We start from the raw sequence: 21,314 nt of genomic DNA, 5'->3' as shown, positions 1-21,314 counted from the left end.
TTGATCCGGGTCATGCCAGCTACCAACATCTGGCCGCTGGCCAGACGCAGGACGTGGTGATCCCCATCACTGTGACCGACCGCGATGGTGCGACCAGCACGCAAAACCTCACGATCACGGTGACGGGCGCCGCAGATGGCGCGGTGATCGGCGGCGTGGACATCGCGACCGTCACCGAGGACACGGCCGTCACCACCGGTCATCTACAAGCCAACGGCCAGCTGACGATCAGCGATGTCGACAGCGGCGAAGCGCATTTCATGGCGCAGACTGACATCGCGGGCAGCAACGGCCTCGGCCACTTCAGCCTCGATACCTCAGGCACGTGGACCTACACCGCCGACAACAGCCAGGTGGCCATTCAGCAGCTCAAGACGGGCGACAGCCTGACGGACAGCCTGACGGTGCAGAGTGCCGACGGCACGACCCACACGATCACGGTCACGCTGCAGGGCACGAACGATGCACCCGTGCTTCAGGCGCAAACACAGGCCGTCACCGAAGACGGCAGCGAGCTCACTGGCCACATGCTTGCAACTGATGTCGATGCTGGCGACACGCAGACGTTCAGCCTCGCCAATGCCGTCGACGGCTTCACACTGAATGCCGACGGCAGCTACAGCTTCGACCCCAGCCACGCGAGCTATCAGCATCTGGCGATGGGCCAGACGCAGGACGTGGTCGTTCCGATCACGGTAACGGATGGCACGGGCGCCACCAGTACGCAGAACCTGACGATCACAATTACCGGTACGAACGACGGCCCGACGATCGCCGGCGTGAACACGGGCAGCACCGCCGAGGACAACACCCAAGCCGTCAGCGGCCAGCTCACGATTGCCGACGCAGACGACGGCCAGGCGCACTTCGTCGCCCAGACGGCCACGGCCGGCAGCTACGGCAGTCTGACGCTCAGCGAAGACGGGCAGTGGCAGTACCAGCTGGACAACAGCAAGCCCGAGGTTCAGGCGCTCATGAGCACCGAGACCGCCACCGACACCTTCACGGTGCACAGCGCCGATGGCAGCAGCCACAGTATCACCGTCACCATCCAGGGCCAGCGCGACAGCGTCGTGATCGGCGGTGTGGATGTGGGCGTGGTCAAGGAATACGTGTCGGCGGTCACTGGCGGCAATTTGGTGGCCACAGGCGAAAGCGCCGAGTTCGTGCCCTTGCAGCAGCGCACCCCGCTTGGCAATTTTGCGATGGATGCCAGCGGCGCCTGGACCTACACACTAGACAACAGCCGCGTCGGCACTGATGCGCTCAAGAACGGCGAGACGGCGACCGACTCCGTCACCATCACCCACACCGACGGCACCACCCACACCGTCACCGTCACGATCATGGGCACGAACGATGCACCCGTACTGAGCGCCCAGACCCAAGCCATCAGCGAAGACGGCACCCAGCTCACGGGTCATATGGCGGCCACCGATGTGGACGCCGGGGACACGAAAACCTTCAGCACCACCACTGCTGTTGATGGCTTCACACTGAATGCTGATGGCAGTTATAAATTTGATCCTAGCCATGCGAGCTATCAACACCTCGCTGCGGGTCAAACACAAGACGTGATCATTCCAATCACAGTCACCGACAGTGCTGGTGCAACCAGCACGCAAAACCTGACGATCACAGTCACCGGTAGTAATGACGGCGCCGTCATCAGCGGCACCGACACCGGCACGGTGATCGAAGATCAGCAGGTCAGTGCCACGCATATCCTGAGCTGCGGCGGCAAGCTGGCTGTCACCGATGTCGATACCGGGGAAGCGACGTTTGCCGTTCAGCACGGCACCGGGGCGAACGGCTATGGCAGCTTCGTGCTCGGCCCATCGGGCACCTGGACCTATAGCGCCGACAACACGCAGGCAGCGATCCAGCAACTGAAGGCCGGTGAAACACTTACCGACACCTTCACCGTCAGCACCACGGACGGCACGACGCATACCGTGACCGTCACGTTGCAGGGCACGAACGACGCCCCGGTGCTAGCGGCACAGAGCCAGGCCGTCACCGAAGACGGCAGCTTGCTCAGCGGTCACATGGCCGCGACCGATGTGGACGCCGGCGACACGCAAACTTTCAGCATCGCCAACGCCGTTGACGGCTTCACGCTCAACGCCGATGGCAGTTATCAATTCGATCCGAGCCATGCGGGCTACCAGCATCTGGCCGCCGGTCAGACGCAAGACGTGGTGATTGCGATCACGGTGACCGACAGCGCGGGCGCGACCAGCACGCAAAATCTCACCATCACAGTCACCGGCGCCGCAGACGGCGCGGTGATCGGCGGTGTGGATCTGGGAACGGTCACTGAGGATGCCGCCGTCACCACCGGCCATCTGCAGGCCAGCGGCCAGCTCACGATCAGCGACGCCGATACCGGCGAAGCGCACTTCACGGCGCAAACGGATGTGGCTGGCAGCGGTAGCTACGGGCACTTCAGCGTCGACACAGCAGGAGCCTGGACCTACAGCGCGGACAACACCCAAACGGCCATCCAGCAGCTGAAGGCCGGCGAATCGCTGACCGACACGCTGACGGTGCAGAGCGCCGACGGCACCACTCACACGATCACCGTCACGCTGCAGGGCACGAACGACGCCCCGGTGCTAGCGGCACAGACCCAGGCCGTGACCGAAGACGGCAGCCAGCTCACTGGCCACATGCTTGCAACCGATGTGGACGCCGGCGACACGCAAACCTTCAGCATCGCCAATGCCGTTGACGGTTTTACCTTGAACGCCGACGGCAGCTACAGCTTCGACCCCAGCCATACCAGCTACCAGCACCTGGCGGCAGGCCAGACGCAGGATGTGCTCATCCCGATCACGGTCACCGATCACGCCGGCGCCACCAGCACGCAAAACCTCACCATCACCGTCACCGGCAGTAATGACGGCGCCGTGATCACCGGCACCGACAGCGGCAGTCTGACGGAAGATGTCGCTGTCAATACCGTCGGAAAAATCACCGCGTCCGGGCTCCTGTCGATCAGCGATGTCGATACCGGCGAAGCCGTGTTTACCGCGCAATTCGGTGCGAGCGCGCAGGGTTATGGCGGTTTTGTGCTCGGTGCGAGTGGCCACTGGACCTATGCGGCCGACAACGACAATCCGGCGATTCAAGCCCTCAAGGCCGGGGAACAGCTAACCGACAGCTTCACGGTACACAGCCCTGACGGCACCACGCACACCATCAATGTCACCATCAACGGCAGCAATGATGTTCCGGTGATCGGCGCCACCCGTGCCTCGGCGCGCTTCGTCAGCGAAGATTCGGCGACGTCCACCATCACGGGTCTTTTGCACAGCCACGACCTGGATGCCGGCGATACCTTGAGCTGGTCGGTGAGTGGCCAGGGCCAGGGCACTTACGGGCATCTGGATTTCGATGCTGCATCGGGCAGTTGGACTTACCAGCTCGACAATGCGGACGCCGACACGAACGCACTGTCGGCCGGTCAGCGTGGCGAGGATGTGTTCCAGATCACCGCCACTGACAGCAGCGGCGCCACGGCCAGTACCGTGGTGCGCGTCATGGTGATGGGGGCGAACGATGGCGCCGTCATTGCCGGCGTCGATGCGGCAACATTGAACGAAGATGCGATCGACAGCACGGGCAAGCTGGCGGCCAGTGGCCAGCTCACGGTCACCGACCCGGATGCCGGGCAAGATCACTTCACGGCACAGACCGATGCGGCCGGCAGTAGCGGCCTCGGCCACTTTAGCGTGGATGCGACCGGCGCCTGGACCTACACCGCCGACAATACGCAAAACGCAATCCAGCAACTCAAGACAGGCGACAGCCTGACGGACAGCCTGACGGTGCAAAGTGCCGACGGCACGACCCACACGATCACGGTCACCCTCCAGGGCACGAACGACGTTCCGGTACTGGCGGCGCAGACGCAAGCGGTGACTGAAGACGGCACACAACTGACCGGCCATATGGTCGCCACTGACGTAGACGCGGGCGATACCAAAGCTTTCAGCGTCGCGCAGGCAGTCGACGGCTTCACGCTGAACGCCGACGGCAGCTACAGCTTCGACCCCAGCCACGCCAGCTACCAACATCTGACTGCGGGGCAGACGCAGGATGTGGTCATCCCGATCACGGTGACCGACAGCACGGGCGCCACCAGCACGCAAAACCTCACCACCACCGTCACGGGCACCAACGACGGCGCCGTGATCGGCGGCGTGGATGTGGGAACGGTCATTGAGGACGCGGCCGTCACCACCGGCCACCTGCAGGCGAGCGGCCAGCTCACGATCAGCGATATCGATACCGGCGAAACGCATTTCACTGCCCAAACGGATGTGGCCGGCAGCGCCGGCTACGGGCATTTCAGCGTCGATGCGTCTGGCGCCTGGACCTACAGCGCCGACAACGCGCAGACGGCCATCCAGCAACTCAAGGCGGGCGAAAGCCTGACCGACACGCTGACCGTGGCCAGTACCGACGGCACAACGCACACAATCACGGTCACGCTTAACGGCACGAACGATGCGCCGATGCTGGCGGCACAGAGCCAGGCCGTCACGGAAGACGGCACGCAGCTCACAGGCCAAATGGTCGCCACCGATGTCGATAGCGGCGACACGCAGGCCTTCAGCCTCGCCAACGCTGTCGACGGCTTCACGCTCAACGCCGATGGCAGCTACAGCTTTGATCCGAGCAATGCGGCGTACCAGCATCTGGCCGCTGGCCAGACGCAGGATGTGGTCATCCCGATCACGGTGACGGACAGCGCTGGCGCGACCAGCACCCAGAATCTCACGATTACCGTCACCGGCAGCAACGACGGCCCGCTGGTGACCCACGGTACCGCGGCTACGGCAGCGGACTTGGGCGCCATTAATGAAGATGCGCCGCACGTGTTCAGCGAGGCCGATCTGTTGCGCCTGGTTGGCGCCAGCGATGTAGATGACGGCAGCAGCCTGCACATCGTTGACGGATCGCTGACCAGCGCGCATGGCACGTTCAGCGGCGATGCCGCGCACGGCTACACCTTCACCCCGGCCGCCAACTTCAGCGGCCAGGATGTGGACCTGCAGTTCAGCGTGAGCGATGGCACGGTCAGCCGCGAAGCGCATGGGCAGCTGGATATCACGCCGGTGGCGGACAAGCCCGTGGGTCCGCTGGTGTCGACCACTTTCGATGATGTGCAACTGTCGGGGCAATTCGCCGACCCCGCGCTGCTGGGCTGGAAGACCGATTCCACGTTCGGCGTGGAGCAAACCACGGAAGACGTGTTTGGCGGGACGGGCAAAAACCAGGTGCTGGAATTGGTGTCCAAGGGCGCCAGCATCAACTCGCCGAACATCTACCGCGAGCTCGACACGCAGACCGGGCAATGGCTCCACGTCAGCTTCGATGCCTCGCGCCGCGAGAACTGGGATGTCGCCCGCATCGAGGTGCTGTGGGAAGGCAAGGTCATCGACGCGTTCACGCCGGGCACCGCCGGTTACGAGATGCATCATCACGAGTACGACCTGCAGGCCACTGGCCCGCAGTCGCGCATCGAGTTCCGCGTGGTGGGCGATGATGCAGACAAGCGGGCCATCATCGACAACATCCAAATCGGCCTGCCCACCCAGGTGGGCGAGGTTAACCAGGCCCTGCACCTGGATATGGGCCAGGCATTTCAGCTGGCCGACACCGACGGCAGCGAGACCCTGAGCTACCTGATCAAGGGCTTGCCGCCAGGCTTCACGCTCACGGACGGCACGCACAGCGTGACCATCGCCAGTGTCGGCCAGGTGGTCGACACTAAGGGGTGGAGCCAGGATGCACTGGCTTTGCGTGCGCCTCAGGACTACCAGGGGCAGCTCGAGATCCAGGTCAGCGCCCGTGCCGAGGAGACCGCCAACCACCAGACGGCGACGTCGGACGAGCAGTCGCTGCGCTTGAGCTTCGATCGGCTGACGGCCGTTGAAGATACGCCCCAGACCTTCTCTGCATCCCGCTTGCTGCAACTGGCCGGTATCCGTGCGGGTTTGGGAGAGGTCCTGACGCTGGACGACGTGCAGGTGAACCCGGCCTTCGGCCATTTCAGCCACAACGCCGATGGCAGCTGGACGTTCACGCCGGAGGCCAACGTCTCGGCCCATCAGGTGCCGCTGACCCTCACCGTACACGGTGGTGCGCAGCCGATCAGCAGCACCCTGCATCTGGACATCACGCCGGTGGCCGACACGCCGCTGCTCGACCTGCCGGCCGATGGCCAGCTGACGGCCATCCATACCGACTTTGACAGCACCCTGTTGCACGGCCAGTTCGCCGATCCCACACCCCTGGGCTGGCACACGGATGGGCCCCAGGGCTCGGAAGTGGCGCGGCAGGACGTGTTCGGCGGCAGCGGCGGTGACCATGCGCTGGAACTGATCTCCGAGGGCGCCGGCGCGGTCAACTCGCCCAATCTCTACCGCGTGCTGGACGTCGCGTCGGGCCAGATGGTGCGTTTCGGCTTTGACGTGTCACCGCGCAATAGTTGGGCGGTACCGCTGGTCGAAGTGCTGTGGGAAGGCAAAGTCATCGACAGCTTCACGCCCTCGGGCACGGGCTTCGGCTTGCAGCACCATGACTACGATTTACTCGCCACTGCTGGCCAGCCCCATCTGGAGATTCGCGTGGTGGGCGCGCAGAGCGATATGCGCGCTATCTTCGATAACCTGGACGTCGGCGTCTCTCCGGTGGCGGCGCGCTTCAGCCCGGTCAATGGCGATGCGTATCTGGATCTCGGCGCACAGTTTCACCTGGCCGATACTGACGGCAGCGAGACCCTCAGTTACGTGGTCAAGGGCCTGCCGCAGGGCTTCACCCTGACCGACGGCACCCACAGCATCACCGTCACCACGGCCGGTCAGGCCATTGAGACCAAGGGATGGGATCAGGCGGCGCTGGTGGTGAAGGCACCACAGGACTTCCAGGGCCAGGTGAATCTGCAAGTCAGCGGGGTAGCCGAAGAGAGCGGCACGCAGCAGACCGCCAGTTCACCCGAGCTGTCCATGCGGTTGAGCTTCGAGCAACTGCGGGTGTACGAGGACACGCCTCAGGTGTTCACTGAATCCAAGCTGCTGCAGCTGGCCGGTGTTCATGCGCCTGCCGGACAGGCCATGACGCTGGCCGATGTGCAGGTAGACCAGACCTTCGGCCAGTTCAGCCACAACGCGAATGGCTGCTGGACCTTCACCCCGGCCGCCAACGTCAATGCCGACGATGTACCGTTCACGCTGACCATCGCCGGCGGCAGCCAGCCGCTCAGCCGCCCGCTGCAGCTCAGCATCGCGCCGGTCAATGACGCGCCGGTGCTGGCGGCACAAAGCCAGACGGGGACCGAAGACGGCAGCCCTATCACCGGTCATATGGTCGCCACCGATGTGGATGTCGGTGACACCCAGAGCTTCAGCCTGGCCCACCCCGTTGACGGATTCACACTCAATGCCGACGGCAGCTACAGCTTCGACCCCTCGCATGCCAGCTACCAGCATCTGGCGGCAGGGCAGACTCAGGATGTGGTCATCCCGATCACGGTGACAGATCACGCCGGGGCGACCAGCACACAGAACCTCACCTTCACCCTCACCGGCACCAACGACGGCCTGCAGGTGGTGGCCAACAGCGCAGCGAAGGCGGGCGATCTTGGCGCCGTGGACGAGGACGCGCCGCGCCTGTTCACCGAGGCCGAGCTGCTGCGTGCGGTCGGTGCCAGCGACGTTGACGATGGCAACGACCTGCACATCGTGGCGGGTTCGCTGAGTTCCACCCACGGCACTTTTACGGGTGATGCCGCCCACGGCTTCACCTTCACGCCCTCCGCCAACTTCAGCGGCCAGCAGGTCGATGTGCAGTTCAGCGTCAGCGACGGTGGTGTCAACCAGGCGACCTTTGCCCGGCTGGACATCCGTCCGGTGGCCGATGTCCCGGTCTTCGAATACACCGGCGAGACCCATTCGCTCGCCCACCAGACCGACTTCGACAGCACCCTGTTGCACGGCCAGTTCGCTGACCCCACACCCCTGGGCTGGCACACCGATGCGCCCCAGGGCTCGGAAGTGGCGCGGCAGGATGTGTTCGGTGGCAGCGGTGGTGACCGCGCGCTGGAAATGATTTCCTCCGGGGCTGGCAAGGACAGCTCGGCCAACTTCTACCGCGTGCTCGACACGGTGCCCGGCCAGGAGCTGAAATTCAGTTTCGATGTCTCGCCGCGCAGCGGCTGGGCCGTGCCCTTGGTGGAAGTCTTGTGGGAAGGCAAGGTCATTGACAGCTTCACGCCATCGGGTTCGGATTTCAGCCTGCAGCGTCACGACTATCAGCTGACAGCCACCGGCGAGCATTCCAGGCTGGAGCTGCGTGTGGTTGGCGATCAGAGCGACATGCGCGCCATCTTCGACAAGCTGGAGATCAGCGACACGCCCCATCTGGACCGCGAGGCCCTGGTCAACAGCGAGCTTCAGCTCCACTTGCCCACCAATCTGCATCTGGCCGACACAGACGGCAGCGAAACGCTGAGCTATCTCATCAAGGGCTTGCCGGTGGGCTTCAGCCTGACGGATGGCAGCCACAGCATCACGGTCACGGCCGCCGATCAGGTGATCGATACGAAGGGCTGGAACCAGGACGCGCTGGCTGTACAAGCGCCCAAGGACTTCGCCGGCACGCTGGATCTCAGCGTCACCGGCCACAGTGAAGAAGCCGGCAACCAGCAGACGGCTAACTCGGCTGAACTGCCCTTGCATCTGAGCTTCGAACGCGTGTCCGTGGTGGAGGATACGCCCCTGACCCTCAGCGAGAGCAAGTTGCTCGCGCTGGCCGGTGTGGTGCCGGCGGCGGGCGAGCACCTGAGCCTGAGTGATGTGCAGGTGGATCCGGCCTTGGGCCAGTTCAGCCACAACGCCGATGGCAGCTGGACCTTCACGCCGGCGGCCAACGTCAATGCCGACCAGGTGCCGTTCACGCTGACCGTCGCTGGTGGCAGCCAGCCCATCAGCAGTTCGTTGCAACTGAGCATCACGCCGGTCAATGACGCGCCGGTTCTACAGGCGCAGACGCAGGCCGTGACCGAAGACGCGGCCGTGTTCAACGGCCATGTGCTGGCCTCCGACCCGGATACTGGCGACACGCAGACCTTCAGTCTTGCTAACGCAGTCGACGGCTTCACGCTGAATGCCGACGGCAGCTACAGCTTCGACCCCAGCCACGCCAGCTACCAGCACATCGCTGCAGGCCAAACGCAGGATGTGATCATCCCGATCACGGTGACCGACAGCGCTGGCGCGACCAGCACCCAGAATCTCACGATCACCCTCACCGGCAGCAACGACGGCCCGCTGGTGACCCACGGTACCGCAGCTACGGCGGCGGACCTGGGCGCGATCAACGAGGACACGCCGCGCGTGTTCACCGAAGCCGAGCTGCTGCAGGCGGTCGGTGCCAGCGATGTGGATGACGGCGCCCAGCTGCATATCGTGGCGGGTTCGCTGACGTCGGCGCATGGCACCTTCACCGGCGATGCCGCGCACGGATTCACCTTCACCCCGGCCGCCAACTTCAGCGGCCAGGATGTGGACCTGCAGTTCAGCGTCAGCGATGGCACGGTCAGCCGCGAAGCGCATGGCCAGCTCGACATCACGCCGGTGGCCGACACACTCCGCGTGAGCGAGTTGCCGGAGTCAGGGCAGGCCAAGACCCTTGTTTCTTCGGTCGACTTCCAAGCGCACACAAGCTTTGAGAGGATGCCGGCGACGGTGCAGGGCTGGAATAACGAAGGGGGAGATCTGCACCTGGAACGGGCCAATGGTGGGGCCAACACGCGGCTCGTGATGAGGGGCACGGACGATGCAACGGTCGGCACCCATTTCGCCACCAAGCCAGGTCAAATTTATGAGCTGACCCTGAGTGCCTATTCCAGCGGCAACATCAAGCTTGATGTGGTCTGGAACGGGCAAGTCGTTTCCAGCTACACCCCGGAAGGGGGGTGGGGTGCGGAGCACAGCTTCAGGTTCTTGGCCGACAGCGATCAGGGCTATCTGCAACTGCGCACGCATGATGGCGCAGGCCAATTTGCGCATGTGAACGTGGATTACACACAGCTTCGTATGCGGGAGCCGCTGCCCGTGGTGTCCACTCAACCCGTTTCTCTGGGCGGCCTGGACACGTTCACGCAGTTCCACCTGATGGATACGGACGGCAGCGAAACGCTCAGTTACGTCATCAAGGGTCTACCGGTCGGCTTCACGCTGAGCGATGGCAGTCACAGTGTCACCGTCACCACGGCGGATCAGGTGATCGACACGCAAGGCTGGGCGCCGGACCAGCTGCATCTGATGGCACCCACCGGATTCGAAGGCGTCGTGGGCTTCCAGGTCGCGGCGCGCTCCGAAGAGGGTGCGAATCACCAGCAAGGTGCTCTCACTGCCTTTGTGCCGCAGGCACTGAGCTTCGATTCCCCGGTGGTGATCGAGGACACCCCGCGCCACTTCAGCGAGGCGCAACTGCTGTCCTTCGCCGGCCTGCATGCCGCAGCCGGGGTCTCCTACGGCCTCAGCGATGTGCAGGTGGATGCGGCCTTCGGCCACTTCACCCACAACGGCGATGGCAGCTGGACCTTCACCCCGGCGGCCAATGTGTCGGCCGATCAGGTGCCCATCACCCTCACCGTTACCGGTGGCGCCCAGCCGCTCACGGCCTCGCTGGCGCTGAGTATCACGCCGGTGGTGGACACGCCACTCAGTGCGGGGGGGCAGACCGAGCTCACGGACTTCAACCATCAGGCGGTGGGCTCCGCCGGTTGGGCCATGGTCGACCCATCCGGCATGGGCTGGCACACCGACCATGCCCAGGGTGTCGAGCTGGGTCAGGACAAACTCTATGGCGGCAGCAGCACCAGCAACCAGATCGTCAGCCTGAGTGCCAGCAGTGACGCCAATCTCTACCGTGACCTGTCCATCTCGGCCGGCGAGGTCATTCATTTCGGGTTTGACCTCTCGGCGCGCGCTGGCGTTGCCATCGCGCCGCTGCAGGTGCTGTGGGAAGGCAAGGTCATCGACACCATCACGCCCGCCAGCGGCTACGCGATGGCGCACCATGAATATGACCTGGTGGCCACCGGCGCCAATTCGCGCCTGGAACTGCGCGCCACTGGCTCCGGTGATGCCCGCGCGTTGATCGACAACCTGCAGCTCAGCACAACGCCGCCCCAGGTGGCGCTGGTGAACCATGCGCTGCATCTGGATCTGGGCCAGAGCTTCCAGCTGGCCGACACCGACGGCAGCGAGACGCTGAGCTACTTGATCAAGGACTTGCCGGTCGGCTTCACCCTCAGCGACGGTAGCCACAGCGTCACTGCGACCACGGCGGGGCAGCAGATCGACCTCAAGGGCTGGCAGCTGGATGCCCTCGTGCTGCAATCGCCTGCCGATTTTGAAGGCCAGCTGGCACTGAAAGTCAGCGCCAGCGCCGAAGAAGGCGCCACCCACCAAATCGCCACCTCGGCCGAGCTCTTGCTGCCGCTGAGCTTCGAGCACTTGTCCACGGCGGAAGACACGCCGCGCAGCTTTAGCGAACGCGAGCTGCTGCAGTTGGCCGGCGCGGTACCGGCCCAGGGTCAGCACCTAAGCCTCAGCGATGTGCACGTGGACCCGGCCTTCGGTCAGGTCACGCACAACGCCGATGGCAGTTGGACCTTCACGCCCGTCGCCAATGTCTCGGCGGACCAGGTGGCGCTGAACCTCACCGTGGCTGGCGGCGCGCAGCAGCAGCAGGTCGCCTTGCCGCTGCAGATCACTGCCGTGACCGACGCGCCGGTCGCGGGCATGCTGTCCATCCATCCCGACATCAGTAGCCAGATTCCCGGCAGCGCCGGCTGGGCTTACCTCGATCCAACCAAGGTGGGTTGGCATACCGATCACCATGAGGGGGTGTACATCGGCACGGCCACCCGTTACGGCGGCGCCGACAGCCACAGTCTGCTGGAGCTGTCGGGCCTGGCCTCGTCGCCCATGAATTTCTACCGCACCCTGAACACCCAGGCCGGGCAGACCCTGGTCTTCAGCTTTGACCTGACCGGGCGCCCGGGACGGCCTGCGGCGACCATCGAGGTCTTGTTCGAGGGCAAGGTGATCGACACCCTGACGCCGGGCAACCAGGCCTACGACATGCAGCGGCATGAGTATGTGCTGACGGCAACGGGACCCGACTCGCGCCTGGAGCTGCGGCCCAGCGGCCAGGGCGATGCGCGAGCCCTGTTCGACAACCTACAGATCAGTCCGCCGCCCCAGGTGGGGCTTGTGAACCATGCGCTGCATCTGGATGTGGCTCAGGCCTTCCACCTGGCCGACACCGACGGCAGCGAAACCATCAGTTACCTGATCAATGGTCTGCCGGTGGGCTTCACGCTCAGCGATGGCAGCCACAGTGTCACCGTCACGACGGCCGGGCAGGTGATCGACACGGCAGGCTGGCAGATGGATGCCGTGACCGTAGAGGCGCCCAAGGATTTCGAAGGCCAGCTCGACCTGAAAATCAGCGCACGCACCGAAGAAAGCGCCACGCACCAGACCGTCACCTCGGCCGAACTGCCGCTGCCGCTGAGCTTCGAGCGCCTGTCCACGGCAGAAGACACGCCGCTGACTCTCAGCGAGAGCAAGTTGCTCGCGCTGGCCGGTGTAGTCCCGGCAGCGGGCGAGCACCTGAGCCTCAGCGACGTGCAGGTGGACCCGGCGTTCGGCCAGTTCAGCCACAACGCCGACGGCAGCTGGACCTTCACGCCCGCCGCCAATGTCTCCGCCGACCAGGTGGCGCTCACGCTGACGGTCACCGGCGGCAGCCAGCCGATCAGCAGCACGCTGCCGCTCAGCATCACGCCGGTCAATGACGCGCCGGTGCTGGCTGCACAGACGCAGGCCGTGACCGAAGACGGCACCCGACTCACCGGCCACATGGTCGCCACCGACCCCGATGCTGGCGACACGCAAACTTTCAGCCTGGCTAACGCGGTCGATGGCTTCACATTAAATGCCGATGGCAGCTACAGCTTCGACCCCGGCCATGCCAGCTACCAGCATCTGGCTGCGGGCCAGACGCTGGATGTGGTCATTCCTGTCACCGTGACCGACAGCGCGGGTGCCACCAGCACGCAGAACCTGACGATTACCGTCAAGGGCAGCAATGACGGCCCGCTGGTGACCGACGGCACGGCGGCTACGGCTGCCGATCTGGGCGCCATCAATGAAGACGCACCGCGCGTGTTCACCGAAGCCGAGCTGCTGCAGGCGGTGGGCGCCAGCGATGCGGACGACGGCAGCAGCCTGCACATCGTGGCCGGCTCGCTGACCAGCACGCACGGTAGCTTCACCGGCGATGCCACGCACGGTTACACCTTTACCCCGGCCGCCAACTTCAGCGGCCAGGATGTGGACCTGAAGTTCAGCGTCAGCGACGGGACGGTGAGCCGCGATGCCTTTGCCACGCTGGACATCACGCCGGTAGCGGATGCGCCGGTCCGGGGCGGGCTCTCGATCACCACCGATTTCAACAGTGTCGATGTGGGGGCGGGCGGCTGGAAGCTGTCCGACCCGACCCCGCTGGGCTGGCAGAGCTCTGAAGCCAGCGGTGTGGAAATCGGCCAGGAGCGGCTCTACGGCGGCAGTGGCAACAACCAGATCCTCAGCCTGACCGCGAGCTGGAGCAGCAACATCTTCCGCGACCTGGCCACCAATGCCGGTCAAACAGTGCATGTCGGCTTTGATCTCTCGGCCCGCCCGGGTTTTGCGATGACGCCCGTCGAGGTCTTGTGGGAAGGCAAGGTGATCGACACCATCAGCCCGACCGCCGGCACCTTCGCCATGCAGCACCATGCCTACGACCTGGTGGCCACCGGCGGCAGCTCGCGCCTGGAGTTCCGCACCACGGGGCAGGGCGAGGCGCGCGCGCTGTTCGACAACATCCAGATCGGCACTTCCGACCACCTGACGCTGGGTGATCACGACATCCTGCTCAAGCCCTACCTCGGCTACCAGCTGGCGGACACCGATGGCAGCGAGACGCTGAGCTACGCGATCCATGGCCTGCCGGTCGGCTTCACGCTGACCGATGGCACGCACAGCGCCACGGTCGCTACAGCCGGGCAGGTGATCGAGACCACAGGCTGGAACCAGGATGCGCTGGCCCTGCAGGCACCGCATGGCTTCCGGGGTGATACCAGCATCCAGGTGAGCGCCCGTGCCGAAGAGGGCAGCAATCACCAGACCGCCAGCGCGGCGGACCTCACCCTGCATCTCAGCGGGCTGCCCGTCAGCCATGTGGCGGTGATCGGCGGCGATACCGCCGTCACGGTGACGGAGGATCAGCAGGTCAATTCGCAGGGCAATCTGGAGCACTTTGGCCAGCTCACCATCAACGACCCCGATGCGGGTGAGGCCCAGTTTGTTCCGCAAAACGCGGTGGGCGCCACATACGGCCACTACACCATTGATCAGACGGGCTACTGGCTGTACGAAGCCGACAACAAGCTAGCGGCGATCCAGCAGCTCAAGACCGGCGAGCACCTGACCGACACCTTCACCGTGCACAGCGCCGATGGCACGGCGCAGACCATCACCGTGACCATCCAGGGCCAGGACGATGCCCCGGCTTTTGTGCCCCATGCCGGCCCCACGCAATCGGACGATGCCTACGCCCAGATCGGCCATGCGTTTGAATGGATGAGCCATCCGAATTTCAAGTACCTCGCCAGCATGATGCTCCAAGGTGCCGACACGTACCCGTTCGAGCGGGCCCTGGTCATCATCAAGAACGCGGGCATTTCCTTCATTTCGCCCGATGGCAGCGTCGCGAAGGCCTTTGGTCCCCATGGCGGCACCCTGACGGAAGTCCCGATCAGTGAAATGATCGCCTGGCACGCCAAGGGCGCCGGGTATCAGGTGGTGTTCACCGACGCAAAAGCCAGCGAAGTGGGTGTCTACGCCTATAACAATGGCAACCCCGGCATGCTCTCGGGCCGCCATCCCTACACGGATTTTGTGCTTCACCCGGAACAAAACGCGGCTCAGCTGACCCCGGTCATGCATGACGTGGCCGCGGCCAGCGGCGGCGCTGCCGTGCAGGGCTCTGGGTTCATGCCGCCGGCCATTGCGCCGCTTGAGTTCGACAGCGCCCATGTGCTGGAGGACAACGGCCAGCTGATCTCCGGTTTCATCGAGGTCAAAGATGCGGACGCTGGCCAGTCGGCGATGAAGCCTCAAACAGACACCGCCACCCACTACGGCCGCTTCAGCATCGACGCCAATGGCGACTGGGTCTACCAGATCGACAACAGCCGCGCCGAAGTGCAGCAGCTGGCCGATGGCCAGACCCTGGTCGACACCATCACCGTGCATAGCGAAGACGGCAAGGCGCATGAGGTGTCAATTACTATCCACGACCAGAATGATGGTGCAGTGATCGCAGGAGCCGACAGTGGCAGTGTGGTCGAGGACAATCACGTTATAGCAGCTGGCGCGATCGTGGCTAAAGGCGAGCTTACCGTGACGGATGCCATAACAGGTAATAACGACCAGCCTCTCCCTTCGAATACCGCCAAGGGAGATATAGGGAACCTCAGCGAGCTGTCGTTATCTTCTAGTCATGGCACTCCTCTCACGACAACGGATGCACACTTTGCAGCCCAAGCTTCACCGGTTGATCACTACCTGCAAATGTTAGGACTTAGCCCAACGACAGTGAGCCTATCTCCTTCTGTGCCAGTGGAATTATTGCCTACGCTATCCTCAAGCAATCACTTCAATGATATTGATGCACCGATGCACGCTATCCCTGAGGTGAACCATTTTGAAAACCCATTATTAGATAATGAAAAGGAGCAACATAAAGATCGTCATTTCGACCTATTTGATGTAACAGAACTTCACACGAATCCGAATGACGATGACCTATTACATTCAGCACTCAACGACATGCACAACCAAATGTAATCAGGAGGAAGTGACTACGTTTCACTCAATCCTTTAGCTGACCATAACTTATCCGCAATAGACCATAGGGAGTTACCTATGGTCTATTGGGCTAAAAGCCTATAACTGACATTTAGGCCAAGGCAACATGCGGTGGGTAGCCAAAATGTCTACCCGCTTAAAAATAATACAGAAAATTGCTCCCTACAGCCCCCTTAAACCCTTAAAAATCTGGCATTTATTTTGCCTAGTGAGTATATGTTCAATTGCGGCAACCTTTATGATCCCGGGCAAAACCCCAACAAATCTCATCACTCAACCTATCAATCGTTTACTCGGTGAAACCAGTGGCGCCTTCGCCGACTTAGGTACTTTTTTGCCTTTAGTATTAGGGCTGATTGCCCTCAATCAATTTTCGCCCCAAGGGATATTTTTGGGGTTTGGTCTATTCGCCATTCTAAGCGCGCTGTTTTATCGCCGCCCCATTCCCATACAACCGATGAAAGTCATTGCGGCCCTCGTCATTGCCCAAGGCTTAACGCCAGGAATGCTCCAAGCCAGTGCCATGTTGATGGGCGTAATCCTGCTAATATTGGCCTTTAGCGGCGCCATTACTTGGTTAGCCAAACAGTTATCCCAAGCTGTGAGTGTCGGCATTCAATTAGCGATTGGTCTGCAACTCATGTGGATGGGCGCTAAGATGATGAGTGAGTTTTGGCTGCTTGGGGTGGGCGCTTTTATCCTGTTATTTATCAGTAAGTTTTTACCGCTGCGTTATCTTGCCATGCCCTTAGTCATAGCGGCAGGGATGATTTGGCAGGCCAATACACAAACTAATCTAGCCACTAACTTTGATATCCAAGCCATGACAGCGCCATTTCAGTTAGCTTGGCCGACCTCTATTGAGTGGACTTCCGCCGCCATTTTATTAGTGCTACCACAACTGGCATTAACCTTAACCAATGCGGTGATTGCCACCTCTGTAATGGCACAGGAGAAGTTCCCCGAAGATGCCGCCAAACTCACGCCCAAAAACTTCGCCAAAAGCTCAGGGCTTGCCAACTTGCTGCTCGCGCCCTTTGGTGCCTCGGCCATGTGCCACGGTGCGGGCGGACTTGCGGTGCAATACCATTTTGGCGCTCGCACTTATCTGGCGCCGTTAATTTTTGGCAGTACGTGCTTAATGATAGCCCTGTGCTGGGGTACTAATATCGCTTGGCTATTAAGCCTTATTCCTATGGCAATCCTCGGCAGTTTACTGACCACTGCGGGGCTACAATTAGCATGGTCGAAACGCTTAATCGATGGTAAGCCCTTCTGTATCTTTGTGATTTTATCAACCGCTGTGACTTGCCTCGCTATCAACGCCGCTGCGGGACTTGCCGTGGGGATCATTCTGGAGCAAGGTCGCCGCACTTGGGCCATGTTCGCCACGCGTTAATCGCTTCCGACCCGCAGTAATAAGGTTCCCAAAATCAAACAGCGCGTTAAACAACGCGCTTTTTGTTAACCATTCAAACCTCTTCCAACTGCCATCAACGAGAGCAAGAGTTATAGCAGGCTAAAAGGTTCTTGCAGGATTGGTCGGTGTGTCCTTTTGCGCCAGCGCCCATTTAGCAATGGCATCTTTACGCATAAAGCCTACGTTAGTGTGACCTTTAGCGTACTGAATAAACTTATCTAAAGCGGTCACCAATCCAGGAGCGCCACCAATACGGTCATGCACACTGATCGACATCATCCGTCGCTGCGTCGAACCTTCTTGATAGAGCATATCGAACTCATCCTTTAGTTCCTGCAAAAAGGCGGCGGCAGTCATAGCAGTATTGCCACCAAAACGGCCGATATCATTGTTACGTAAAGTGTAAGGCACAACCGCAAACGGCTTATTTCCTACTGGGATAATTGAAGGCTCGTCCCGCGATAGGTCATCGATGTGATAAATAAAACCTAAGTCCTGCAAAATATTGAGGGTTTGAGTGCTGTGGCGCATCCAAAAGGCATTAAAACCTAAGGGGCGCTGACCTGTGATCCTTTGCAGCGTCTCAATACTCGCCACATAGGAGGCGCGCTCCTCTGCTGGCGACATGCTGTATTGTGGCGTCCACGTTTGTCCATGGCCAGAAATCTCATGCCCCTCATCTGCAACTTGTTTGGCAAGTTGAGGATGTAGCTCAGCGGCGCGCCCAACCATGTGAGACGTCACCTTGATATTGTGCTTACGCCACAAACGCAGCAGCCTTGGAATGCCTTCGTTCATACCGTAATCGTACCAAGTCGGGGTGATGGTATCTGGATAGCCCTTTTCCATCGGCGGAAACGGCCCTTCGGCATTTTTATCTTGAGCACCTGCTTCAAACTGCATTGAGATTGAAATCACTAGCTGCTCACCACTTGGCCAAAATATTTTGTTCATACCACTGCCGCCTGAACTTTTGGAGTCATTTTCTAAGGTATCTAATGAGGGTAAACCAATAGCCAGCGCCGTTTGGCTTAGGCCGAACCCCGCAGCGATGGCGCCACCAGCCATTAAAAATCGTCGACGTTGATTCATGATTGAGTCCCTGTAGCTAATTGAGAAAATAGCGTTTGATAATCTTCGAGGTGCCAGTTATCTGTGATGAAACCATCCCGTACTCGATACATGTCAACGGCACGAAAATCGATTTTCTGCCCTTGGCCTTGTTGCTCACCAAAGACACCCGTAAAGCGGCCATTAAAACGCAGCCGCACCACAGCGCGATCGCCAACGATTAGCAAATGCTCAACCGAAACAGAGAGGTCGGGGACCGCTGCCCTAAATGCCTTTGAGGCTTCGAGTGGCCCCGTGATCCCCTGCGCGCGGCCAGCGGGCAGAGTACGGTCGAGAAACCCTGTCGCTAACGCACTATGGGCAAAACGTGCATCGCCCGTGTGCCAAAAACTGGCATACAACAAGGCCGCGCGGGCGATAGCTTGCGCCTGCGGTGATTCATCAGAAATCGTTTCCATTGGCGTCACTTTAGGCACTAACGCCGCTCGTACTTTAGTGATTTCTGGGGTCGCGCCGACTTGGTCGGCCATAGCATCTAAGCTCAGACTTGCTAAGCTAAAACCCACAATAGCGATACCTATAAAGCCTGAAAACCATAGACTTAAGCTGAGCCAAGCGGGTAAGCGTTGAACATACAAAGTGTTAACCCGATCCATTATGCCACCTCATCGTCAGCGGTTCGGATGACGGCTCTCAATGCTTCGTTGTGTGTAGGATAATCGGTATAACCCGCCGCACTACCGCCAAACAAGGGTCCTTTGTCGAATGCAGATAAAGGCAATTGATGCATTAAACGGTAAGGCAAATCAGGATTCGCAATAAAAGGTCGACCGAAGGCAACTAAGTCCGCATAACCGTTATCAATCACTTCATTGGCACGCGCCACATCATAGCGACCCGCAACAATAATGCTGCCCTTAAAGACTTTACGCAGCTCGACTCTAAAGGATTCTGGCACCTTGGGCGCATCATCCCAATCCGCCTCTGAAAGATGTAAATATGCCACGCCCAACGCCGATAAATGCTTAGCCGCTAACAGAATAGTGTCTACAATTTCAGGACACGCCATATCTTTAAACGTCACGTAAGGGGCGAGGCGAACCCCGACTTTATTGGCACCAATTTTAGCACTCACGGCTTGGACAATTTCGAGTAAAAAACGAATGCGATTTTCCTGAGAACCGCCGTAGGCATCAGTTCTGTGGTTTGAATTGGTGCGTAAAAACTGGTCAATCAGATAACCATTGCCGCCGTGAATTTCGATGCCATCAAAACCCGCCGCAACCGCATTCACACCCGCCTGTGCAAAATCGGCTACCACACGGTCGATATCCGCCTGCACCATAGCCCTAGGTTCTGGGCAATCCACCATTTGCCCTTCAGGATGCGCTTCATCCACAATCCATACTTTAGTGCCAACGGGCGCAATGGCCGATGGCGCAATAGGGGCATTACCCTGCTGAAAAATCGGGTGTGATACACGGCCAACATGCCAAATTTGATTAAAGATTTTACCACCAGCCTGATGCACTGCCGCTGTGACTTTTTTCCAACCCTCAATTTGCTCCGCGGTATACACGCCCGGCGTAAATGAATAGCCTTGGCTGTCATCGGAGATTTGTGTCGCTTCTGTGATGATTAACCCCGCCGAGGCACGCTGGGCATAATATTGCGCCATCAGGTCATTAGGAATATTGCCTGGCTGCATGGTACGCGCCCGAGTCATAGGGGCCATCACAATGCGATTGTTTAGCGCCAGTGACGCTAATTTGTAAGACATGAATAAACTCATACACACTCCGAACCAGAAATTAAGATGAAACATCAGTGGTGCAATTGTGCATTAGTTAATCTATATTGATAATCAGGCTATTATTAAAATCATTTTCAAAAATAATTTGATATGTATCATTTAAACGATCTGCAATTAGCGCTGCGTATCGCAGCCTTAGAGAGTCTCTCGGCAGCCAGTAAAGAAATAGGCATGACGCCGGCAGCGGCAAGTGCCGCGCTGCAAAGATTAGAGAAAAAGCTAGGATGTCAGCTATTTGCTCGCTCGACGCGGCGCTTACAGCTCACAGAAGAAGGGCGGATTTTTCTCGATTCTGCGAAACCCGCACTGGCGATTCTCGAAACCGCCAGCGCCAATTTAGCCGAACACAGGGGTGAGCTTAAGGGCGAAGTACGCCTCGCCTTGCCTTCGGATATTGGTCGCAGCCAGATCCGTGCTTGGCTCGATGAATTGATGGACAGCGCCCCAGAACTGACAGTGCAGCTGTATTTTGGCGATCATATGACAGACTTAATAGACCAAAATATCCATTTGGCTTTGCGCTATGGCCAGCTTGACGACTCAAATCTGAAAAGGCGTCAGCTCGCCATGACCCCAAGAGTACTGGTCGCCTCACCCGCTTATTTGGCACAACACGGCACACCAAGCACACTAAATGAACTCAGCCAACATGCTGTGCTGATTTTAAATCGCGGCGGTGAGCCGTGGCAGAAATGGAAATTCAGCCATAACGGCGCACCCGTTGAAATCGAAGTCAGGGGTAAACGTTTCTGTAACGATGGTGCAGTGATCCGCGACTGGGCACTCTCAGGTCGTGGGATTGCCTATAAGAGTTGGCTCGATGTGGCGCAAGATGTGACCGAAGGCAGACTCCACTTAGTGCTAGCCGATAAAATAGCCCCGCCGATCCCACTGCAATTGGTATACCTACAAACCGATTATCCCAGCCATAAGATCCGTCGCACCATAGAGTTTTTAGTAGAAAAGCTCAGCCAGTTCTCCCAAAACTATCCACTGCCCTAATGGT

Annotated in this window: 6 protein-coding genes; 3 read left to right on the top strand and 3 right to left on the bottom strand. The window is 60.3% G+C overall.

What is annotated here, in order from left to right; all coding sequences use genetic code 11:
* Together Q4Q50_RS18515 and Q4Q50_RS18510 are read left to right on the top strand one after the other, a co-directional pair.
* Positions 1-15,983: VCBS domain-containing protein (locus tag Q4Q50_RS18515; RefSeq protein ID WP_311900557.1), on the top strand; the 15,983-nt coding region annotated here is incomplete at its 5' end.
* 259 nt (positions 15,984-16,242) lie between these two features.
* Entirely contained in the window at positions 16,243-17,403 is a 1,161-nt protein-coding gene (locus Q4Q50_RS18510) for a putative sulfate/molybdate transporter (RefSeq protein WP_311900556.1), read from the top strand.
* A gap of 120 nt (positions 17,404-17,523) precedes the next feature.
* Here the strand turns inward: Q4Q50_RS18510 and Q4Q50_RS18505 are convergent, their stop codons facing one another.
* From Q4Q50_RS18505 to Q4Q50_RS18495, 3 genes are read right to left on the bottom strand one after another with little or no spacing between them, the layout of a single operon-like run.
* Positions 17,524-18,516, bottom strand: coding sequence for a polysaccharide deacetylase family protein (locus tag Q4Q50_RS18505; protein ID WP_006087074.1), 993 nt, complete (start codon positions 18,514-18,516; stop codon positions 17,524-17,526).
* Positions 18,513-19,151, bottom strand: coding sequence for an ester cyclase (locus Q4Q50_RS18500; protein WP_311900555.1), 639 nt, complete (start codon positions 19,149-19,151; stop codon positions 18,513-18,515). Before Q4Q50_RS18500 ends, Q4Q50_RS18505 begins: the two co-directional genes overlap by 4 nt.
* Positions 19,151-20,287, bottom strand: coding sequence for an alkene reductase (locus Q4Q50_RS18495; RefSeq protein WP_311900554.1), 1,137 nt, complete (start codon positions 20,285-20,287; stop codon positions 19,151-19,153). The genes Q4Q50_RS18500 and Q4Q50_RS18495 overlap by 1 nt, the downstream gene beginning before the upstream one ends.
* A gap of 111 nt (positions 20,288-20,398) precedes the next feature.
* On the opposite strand from Q4Q50_RS18495, the gene Q4Q50_RS18490 reads away from it, so the two are divergent.
* Entirely contained in the window at positions 20,399-21,310 is a 912-nt protein-coding gene (locus tag Q4Q50_RS18490; RefSeq protein ID WP_311900553.1) for a LysR family transcriptional regulator, read from the top strand.
* Positions 21,311-21,314: the final 4 nt, after the last annotated feature.

The organism is Shewanella scandinavica (genome assembly GCF_031932065.1).
In the GTDB taxonomy this organism is placed as follows: domain Bacteria; phylum Pseudomonadota; class Gammaproteobacteria; order Enterobacterales; family Shewanellaceae; genus Shewanella; species Shewanella baltica.
Note: the sequence above shows the minus strand (reverse complement) of the source record. Positions and strands in the feature narration are given on the sequence as shown.